At 71.5% G+C, this 7,628-nt stretch carries 8 protein-coding genes; 2 read left to right on the plus strand and 6 right to left on the minus strand.

What is annotated here, in order from left to right:
• Window positions 1-9: 9 nt before the first annotated feature.
• A complete protein-coding gene (locus VM938_06435) occupies window positions 10-432 on the minus strand; it encodes a VOC family protein (protein ID HVF74669.1) in 423 nt (140 codons plus the stop codon).
• The gene (locus tag VM938_06440; GenBank protein ID HVF74670.1) at window positions 429-1,649 is read right to left on the minus strand and encodes a geranylgeranyl reductase family protein; all 1,221 of its coding nucleotides are present in this window, start codon (window positions 1,647-1,649) and stop codon (window positions 429-431) included. Before VM938_06440 ends, VM938_06435 begins: the two co-directional genes overlap by 4 nt.
• Before the next feature lie 23 nt (window positions 1,650-1,672).
• On the opposite strand from VM938_06440, the gene VM938_06445 reads away from it, so the two are divergent.
• On the plus strand, window positions 1,673-2,131 hold the full coding sequence (locus VM938_06445) for a cupin domain-containing protein (protein ID HVF74671.1): 459 nt from the start codon (window positions 1,673-1,675) through the stop codon (window positions 2,129-2,131).
• On the opposite strand, the gene VM938_06450 is transcribed toward VM938_06445, so the two are convergent.
• A complete protein-coding gene (locus tag VM938_06450; protein HVF74672.1) occupies window positions 2,128-3,006 on the minus strand; it encodes a TIGR01777 family oxidoreductase in 879 nt (292 codons plus the stop codon). The genes VM938_06445 and VM938_06450 overlap by 4 nt on opposite strands.
• 11 nt (window positions 3,007-3,017) lie before the next feature.
• Entirely contained in the window at window positions 3,018-4,643 is a 1,626-nt protein-coding gene (locus tag VM938_06455) for a VanW family protein (protein ID HVF74673.1), read from the minus strand.
• 56 nt (window positions 4,644-4,699) lie between these two features.
• On the opposite strand from VM938_06455, the gene VM938_06460 reads away from it, so the two are divergent.
• Complete coding sequence (locus VM938_06460) at window positions 4,700-5,662, plus strand: nitronate monooxygenase (protein HVF74674.1); 963 nt, start codon at window positions 4,700-4,702, stop codon at window positions 5,660-5,662.
• A 52-nt stretch (window positions 5,663-5,714) separates the two neighbouring features.
• On the opposite strand, the gene VM938_06465 is transcribed toward VM938_06460, so the two are convergent.
• Both VM938_06465 and VM938_06470 read right to left on the minus strand, forming a co-directional pair.
• Window positions 5,715-7,067 (minus strand): kelch repeat-containing protein, encoded by a 1,353-nt coding sequence (locus tag VM938_06465; GenBank protein HVF74675.1) that lies wholly within the window; start codon window positions 7,065-7,067, stop codon window positions 5,715-5,717.
• The gene (locus tag VM938_06470) at window positions 7,064-7,540 is read right to left on the minus strand and encodes a SigE family RNA polymerase sigma factor (GenBank protein ID HVF74676.1); all 477 of its coding nucleotides are present in this window, start codon (window positions 7,538-7,540) and stop codon (window positions 7,064-7,066) included. The genes VM938_06465 and VM938_06470 overlap by 4 nt, the downstream gene beginning before the upstream one ends.
• Window positions 7,541-7,628: the final 88 nt, after the last annotated feature.

A 7,628-nucleotide genomic window follows, 5' to 3' on the forward strand; every position in this document is an offset into this window, starting at 1 on the left:
CGTCGACGCTCAGTCGACGCAGAGCTCGTTGCCCTCGGGGTCGGCCAGTGTGATGGTGAAGGCGCCCCGGTCGTCGCTGGTCCACAGGAACGTCGCCCCCAGCTCCTGCAGGCGTTTCGCCTCGGGCTCGACCCGTTCGGCGCCCACGTGCAGGTCGAGGTGCACCCGGTTCTTGGCCGCCTTGGCTTCGGGCACCTTCTGCAAGAACAGCCGGGGCCGCTTGCCGTCGGGGTCCCTGGCCGCGGCAACCTCGGCGAAGGCCGCCTTGCCCTCGACCTCGATTGTCGCCTCGGGCGGAATGGCGCCCGCGCCCAGAAGCTCTGTCACCATCTCGCTGTGGTCCTCGACCTGGTAGCCGAGGGCCTCGGCCCAGAAGCGGGCCAGCGCATGGGGGTCTGCCGCGTCGAAGGTGATCTGTACGCCGATGGTCATCGGAAGGCTCCGTCTCCTGTGAACATGCCGCGGTGCCACCGGTGGGGCGTGGCGACCACGGCGCGTGGATAGTCCTCGAACAGCCAGCGGGCGAAGTTGCGCCGGGTCCACCCGGTCAGGCCCGCCACTCGGATGGCGGCACGGGCCCCCCTGCGGTGGGCGATGCCCTTGGTCGACAGCCAGTCGGCCAGCGCGTTGTCGCGGGCCAGTCCTCGGCGCACCGCCCGCTCGTAGTGCGCGGCGGCGTCGCGGGGCCGCAGCCCGCCCGCAGCGAGGATGGCGTGCGCGGCGAGCACGCCGGTCTCCAAGGCTTGGCCGATGCCTTCGCCGGTCATGGGGTCGGTGGCCCGAGCGGCGTCGCCCACGAACAGGACACGACCTCGGGAGGCGGTGAGGCGGGTGGCGCCCACCCGCGCCGGGATGGGCCACGCCTTGTGCGGCGCTTCCGGCTCGGCGTCAGGGCCGAGCACGGCGCGGATGTGGGGCCGGGCCAGCAGCTCCGGCCACAACGCCTTGAGCTCCTTGGTCGGGCGCCCTGGCTGTCGGCGGATGCCGAAGCCGACGTTGGCCCGGCCGTCGGGCAATGGGAACGACCACGCATAGCCGGGCAGCAGGTCGGGCTCGAACCACACCCACAGGCCTTCGCCCGCGCCGGGGGCCACGTTGCGGAAGTACTGGCGGAAGGCGTGCCACTCGCCGAGGTAGCCACCTGCGTCTTCGGCCTTGACCGCCTTGCGCAACGTCGACCACATGCCGTCGGCGCCGATGGCGTAGCGCGCCGTCACGTCGCCCAGGCCGTCGACTTCCAGGGTGATGGACCGGTGCGTGCGCCGGGTGCTCACCAGGGCATGGCCGTCGTACACCTTGACGCCGGCGGCGCGGGCCACGTCGAGCAGGGCGGCGTCGAGGTCGACCCGTCGGGCCACGGCCCCGTACATGCCGCGGTCGCGGGGGAGCGGGAAGGCAATGGTGCGGCCCGAGGGAGAGCGCACCCACACGTCGTCGATCACGTGCCACGACGCCACCGCCTCGGGCTGCAGGCCCAACTGCTGCAAGCGCCGCAGCGCGCCCGTCGTCAGGCCGTCGCCGCAGCACTTGTCGCGGGGGAACGTCGCCTTGTCGATCAGCACGACGTTGCGGCCCGCCCGAGCCAGCGTGATGGCGGCCGCGCAGCCCGCCGGGCCCGCGCCCACCACGGCGATGTCGGCGGTCAGCACGACGGCGATGCTAGGACGGGGCCATGGGAATCGTGCACGACGGGCCGTACGAGGCGATGGTGGGGGACCCCGACGACCATCGGCCCCAGACCACGTGGCGCTTGGTGGTCGACCCCGAGGGGCGGGCGCGCCTGGCCGTGCTGCTGGAGCGCTGCGCGCCGGGCGATGCCATCCCCTTGCACCGCCACGACGTCGACGAGGCGATCTACGTCATCGACGGCGAAGGGGAGTACCGCCTGGGCGACCACGTCGAGGCGGTGGCCACCGGCGACACCGTGTTCATCCCCGCGGGCACGCCGCACGGCACCCGCAACACCGGCCAACGGCCGCTGCACATCCACGCCGTGTTCCCGCAGACGACCGTGAAGATGGAGATGCTGGAACGCAACCCGGCACCCGGCACCGAGGACGACCTGCCGATGACGTCGGTCTACGACTTCGCCACCGGCCAGTTCACCGTGGAAGGGCCGACGGCGGGTTAGCTGTCGCGCAACGCCACCTCGAGGGCGGCGGGCAGCTCGGGGTGCTTGAAGCGGTAGCCGTGGGCTTCGAGCCGCGTCGGCAGCACCCGCTGGGAGGCGGTGAGCGAGGCCGCCATCTCCCCGCCCAGCACCACCGACAGGGCGGCGCGGGGGACCGGCAAGCGGGCGGGCCGGCGCATGGCCTTGCCCAAGGCGGCGGTGAACTCGGCGTTGGTCACGGGGTGCGGCGCCGTGGCGTTGATCGGACCCGACAAGTCGTCGCTGCGCAGGGCGTGGAGGATGGCGCCCACCTCGTCGTGCAGCGACACCCAACTCGTCCACTGCCGGCCTGACCCGAGCTTGCCGCCGAGGCCGATGCGGAACAGCGGCAACTGCTTCTTGAGGGCGCCGCCGCGGCCCGACAGCACGATCCCGGTGCGCAGGTGCACGACCCGCACGCCCGCTTCGGCTGCGGGCGCAGTCGATGCCTCCCAGGCTTGGCACAGCTCGCTGAGGAAGTCGTCGCCCGGCGCCGAGTCCTCCGTCAGCACCTCGTCGCCCCGCTCGCCGTAGTAGCCGATGGCCGACCCGCTGACGAGGACCTTCGGCGGTGTGGCGACGGCAGCCATGGCCTCCGCCAACAGCGTGGTGCCGTCGACCCGGCTGGCACGGATGCGGGCCTTCTGGGCCTTTGACCACCGGCGGGCACCCACGCCCTCGCCCGCCAGGTGCACGACGGCGTCGATGCGGTCGAGGGCGGAACGATCGAAGCGACGGGCGGGAATGTCCCACGTCTCGCCTCGGATGGCGGGTCGCACGTTGTGCCCGCCGAGTTGGAGTGCCTGGACGAGGGCGGTGCCGATCAGGCCGTGCGACCCCGTCACGAGGACGTTCATCACCCGTAATGCTACGGGCAGTTCACGCCTTCTTCCGGCCGGTACAAGGCGAAGACCGAATCTGTCTTCTTTGTGCCGTCCGGGTAGGTGCGGGTGCGCTGGGTCGTGACCCGGGTGCACGGGCCTCGGGGTGCCTCGCTCTGGCCCGTCTGCACCGACTCGATGTGCTTGGTCGAGTACAGCGTGACGGTGATTGTCGTGGACGAGTAGGTGGGCCAGACGAGCACGCCGTGCTGCGTGGTGTTCTTGATCTGGAGGTCGGGGTGGGGGAAGCCCAAGGTGGCCTCGCGGCCCCGGGGGTAGCGGGAGAAGTAGAGGCTGTGGCTCTGGTACTCGCCGAAGTCGAGGCCCGCGAAGAAGGCGGCGTTGAAGAACGTGGTGGCGAACTGGGAGACGCCGCCGCCGACGTCTTCGGCCAGCATGCCGTCTTGGATGACGCCCGCCACCACGAAGCCCTTCTCGCGGGTGCGGCGCCCGATGCGTTCGTTCACCGAATAGGTCTCGCCGGGCAGGATGACGTGGCCGCGGGCGAGGTTGGAGATGCGGTGGATGTTGGTGACCCGGGGCTGGCCCGCTTGGTATGTGGTGGTGAACTCGCCGACCTTTTCCCGGATGCCGAGGGCGTTGGCCTTCTCGACCGTCAGCTTGGGCTCGACCCTTGTGAGAGGCAGGCTGATGGCGTTCTTGGGCCGGGTGCGCATGGCGTCGAGCAGCAGGGCGCCGGCCGTGGGCGCGCAGCAACCGGTGCCCGACTTGCCGGCGATGACGCGGGGCACGCCGTCGGTGACGGTGAACGACGACTCGGTGGGCGGTGTGCCCACGTTGGGCAGCAGCTTCTTGAGGTCGTCGGCGGCGGCGTTGGCGTCGACGGCGAGCACGAGCCCGTCGGGGGCGGGGTTGGCCCGCAGCCAGGTGCGCAAGGTGGCAGCGGGCACACTGACTTCGGCCGTGCCCGCCTTCACCGGCAGCGCCGTGCGGACCAGCTCGGCGGCTTCTTCGACCAGTTTCTCCACGTCGTCCTTGTCGAAGCGGGGCTCGACCTCGCCTCGGTCGACGCGCACCCGGATGGGCGCGCCGCGACGGGCGGCCTTGGGCAGCTTGTCGACGACGTCGGCCGGATCGATGCCTCGTCCGCTCTTGCCCTCGACAGCCACCAGCTTGCCGCTCTCGACCTTGATGCTCGGCTCGGCGGCGGGCGTCTTGGGGCCGGGGTCGCGCTCGGCCACCGTCTTGTAGACGGACCCGGGTGCCACGGCGACCTTGACGTCGGCCTGGCGGGGGCCGAAGAACGAGCCCACCCAGTCGGCGATGCGAGGGAGGATGGCGCCGGTGCGGCCTGCCTTGAAGGCGGCCTCCACGGTGGCGGCGTCGGTGACCGTCACGCCGAGGTCGGTGGCAGGGGCGGTGAAGCCGCCCTCGGGGGCATCGACGCGCACCTCGCTGTTGGCATACGTGTCGGCCAACGCGGCCACCCGGTCGACGACTTGTTGGCGGGTCATGCCGCCGATATCGCGTCCGGCCAGCTCGACGTTGCGGGCCACCTTGCCGTCATTGCGGCTGGTGTCGACGGTGTAGGCGATGACGACGGCCACGCCGACGCCGAACAACGAGGCGAGCGCGATGAGTCCAATGGTCAAGGCGCGCCGCACGCCGGCCAGGATCGCGCATGGGGCGCCGCTATAGGGTGACGCCCATGCAGACCAGGCTGACGGATGTGCTCCAGATCGAGCACCCGGTGATGCTGGCAGGCATGGGGGGCGTTTCGTACTCCCGCCTGGTAGCGGCAGTGTCAGAGGCGGGGGGCTTCGGGTGCCTCGGCGCCTCCACCATGGGCCCCGACAAGATGGTCGAGGAGATGCGGGCGGTGCGGGCGGCGACCGACAAGCCGTTCGGCGTCGACCTGCTGACGGCGGCGCCGGGCGACATGGTGGCCCAGGTGCAGCTGGTGATCGAGAACGGGGCCTCTGTGTTCGTTGCCGGCCTCGGCGTGCCCCGCGACGTGGTCGACCTGTGCCACCAGCACGGGGTGATCGTGGTGAACATGTGCGGCAAGGTCCGCCACGCCGTCGCCGCCGTCGAGGCCGGGTGCGACATCGTGGTCGCCCAGGGCACCGAGGCGGGCGGGCACACCGGCCAGGTGGCGACCCTGCCGCTCGTGCCCCAGATCGTCGATGCCGTGGGTGCCCGGGTGCCGGTGGTGGCCGCAGGCGGGATCTTCGACGGGCGGGGCCTGGCCGCCGCGCTGGCGCTCGGGGCCGACGGCGTGTGGGTGGGCACCCGGTTCATCGCCACCCCCGAGGCGCGGGCGGTGCCCGGCTACAAGGACACGCTGCTGTCGATCGCCGAGGACGGCACCGTGGTGTCGCGGGCGTACACGGGCAAGACGTGCCGGGTGGTGCGCAACGACTACACGCAGTACTTCGAGGAACACGCGGAGGAACTGCAGCCGTTCCCGGCCCAGATCGGCCGGGCCATGGGCGACGGCGCCTTCCACCTCGGCGCCGACGAGAACGAGGTCGTCGACCCGGCCCGCGAGTTCTTCCCGGCCGGGCAGGGTGCAGGCGCCATCGACGAGTTGGTGCCCGCGGGGGAGTTGGTGCACCGCTTCGTGGCCGAGGCGGAAGCCGCCCTCAGCCGGATGGCCGCCGGGCGCTGACCCCCACCACCTCGAAGTTGTGTAGGAATCGCGCTGTAAAACGGCGCGTTTCCTACGCAACTTCGGGGCGATAAACGGCGCCGCCAGGGGCCGGCGTGTCGGCCCGGTTGTCGGCTCCCCTGCGATGGTGCAGGCCGCCCCAGACGACGAGCTCGCGGCCCGTCCACACGGTGGTGTGGCCCACTCGCTCGAGGTCGAGGTCGGGCATCGGGAGCCTGTGCCAGCGGTTGGCCGCCACCTCGTATGCCATGCGGAGGCTGCCCCCCTTGCGCTTGTCGATGATCGCGGGGCTGTTGATCCCTCCCACCACCACCACGTGCTCGCCTACCGCCGCCGTGCCGAGGCCGGTAAAGAACTCGGCGTACATCGGGTAACGGTCGAGCGGCTTCATCGAGGTCCACGACGACAAGGCGATGTCGTACCGAGCGGCGACGTGGACGTACCGGTGCTCCTCGTTCTGCGTTGTGGCCAGCATGAGGAGGGCGCCGGCATCGGTGAGAGCGACGTTGGCTCGCACCTGTGGCGTCGGCCCCTCGAAGGGCGGCCCGGGGATCGGGGTTGTGGCCCACGTGACCGGGTCGACGACGAACCCGACGAGCGGCGGCTTTGTCTCGTAGCCGATCCATTTGCTGGACACGAACACCACTCGGCCGCCCGCGGACACGGCGTCGAACTCCCTGATGTCGTCGAGGTCGAGATCGCCGGTGTCGAGCCGTGCCACGTCGCGCCACCCGCCCGGCTCGTCGTACGCCGTCACGAACAGGTCCAGGTCGCGGTAGACGAGCGCAACCAATGTCCCGTCGACAGCAGCGGCCGCCCGCAGCCAGTCACTCGGCTCTGGCAAGCGGCGCCAAGTGCCCGTGGTCGGGTCGAGAGCAACCGGGCCCGCGAGGGGAGTCTCGTACACGCCGTCGGGGAACTCCGTGAGACGCGTATCTCGGCCGTTCACGATGACGACCTCACGACCGGTCCACATGGCCGTCGCGCCGGGCAACACGTCGACAGGCGAGTCCGGCAAGACGCGCCATGCGTTGGTCGTCGGGTTGTAGGCCGCCGCGTCACGGAGCATGGTGCCGTTGCCCGCCTGGCCGCCCACGACGACGACCTCGGTGCCCGTCCATACCGATGCTGCCAGCGACCGGGCAGCGATGGGCGCCGCGGCCATCGGCGACCAAGTGCCCGCGGCGATCGGCACCGGCGCAGGGGAACGGAGCAGGGCGGCCGCCAAGGCCACGCACAGGACGGCCGCGGCCGCCGCCCACCACCCGCGGCCGGCCCGCGGCCGCCGCCCGTCGAGCGACACCACCACGCGCTCGCTGTCGGGCAGCGGCGGCACGACCGCGGGCGTGCCCCATTCGGCGATCGCACCGAGGCGCTCGCGCAGGTCGTCTTCGGAGAGGGTCACGAGAGCTCCTTCCGCAGTTGGGCGATCCCGCGTGAGATATGGGACCGCACGGTGCCGACCCGGCAGTCGAGGATCGTGGCCGTCTCCTCGTCGGGCAGCTGGGCCCAGTAACGGAGCACGATCGCCGTCCGCTGCGGCGGCGGCAGGCGGCGCAGGGCATCCCGCAGGTCGATCAGGTCGGCGGTGGCATCGGGCGGCGGGGGATCGAGCCGGTAGGCGTCTTCCGTGCGCATGCGCCGCAGGCGACCGCGGGCGCCGTTGACGACCACTTGCCGGACGTAGCCGCCCGGGCTGGTGCGGATGTCGGCCCATCGGCCCCGTGCGACCACGAAGGCGTCCTGCACGATCTCGTCGGCCAGCGCCGCCGAGCCGACCAAGAGGAAGGCCAGCTGCACGTAGCCGACGTACTGCGCCGCGTAGAGCTCGACCAGTTCCTCGGGCCAGGCCGGTGCCACGGTGGCTTCCCCCGTCATCACGCCACAACGATGCACACGAGGGCACCGTTGTTGCACCTGACCCCCACCACCTCGAAGTTGCGTAGGAATCGCGCTGTAAAACGGC

The organism is Acidimicrobiales bacterium (assembly GCA_035536915.1).
GTDB lineage: Bacteria > Actinomycetota > Acidimicrobiia > Acidimicrobiales > JAHWLA01 > JAHWLA01.

Coding starts and splice junctions, on each gene's coding strand:
- VM938_06435 (HVF74669.1), bottom strand. CDS start 432: ATGACCATCGGCGTACAGATCACCTTCGACGCGGCAGACCCCCATGCG.
- VM938_06445 (HVF74671.1), top strand. CDS start 1,673: ATGGGAATCGTGCACGACGGGCCGTACGAGGCGATGGTGGGGGACCCC.
- VM938_06450 (HVF74672.1), bottom strand. CDS start 3,006: ATGAACGTCCTCGTGACGGGGTCGCACGGCCTGATCGGCACCGCCCTC.
- VM938_06460 (HVF74674.1), top strand. CDS start 4,700: ATGCAGACCAGGCTGACGGATGTGCTCCAGATCGAGCACCCGGTGATG.
- VM938_06470 (HVF74676.1), bottom strand. CDS start 7,540: ATGACGGGGGAAGCCACCGTGGCACCGGCCTGGCCCGAGGAACTGGTC.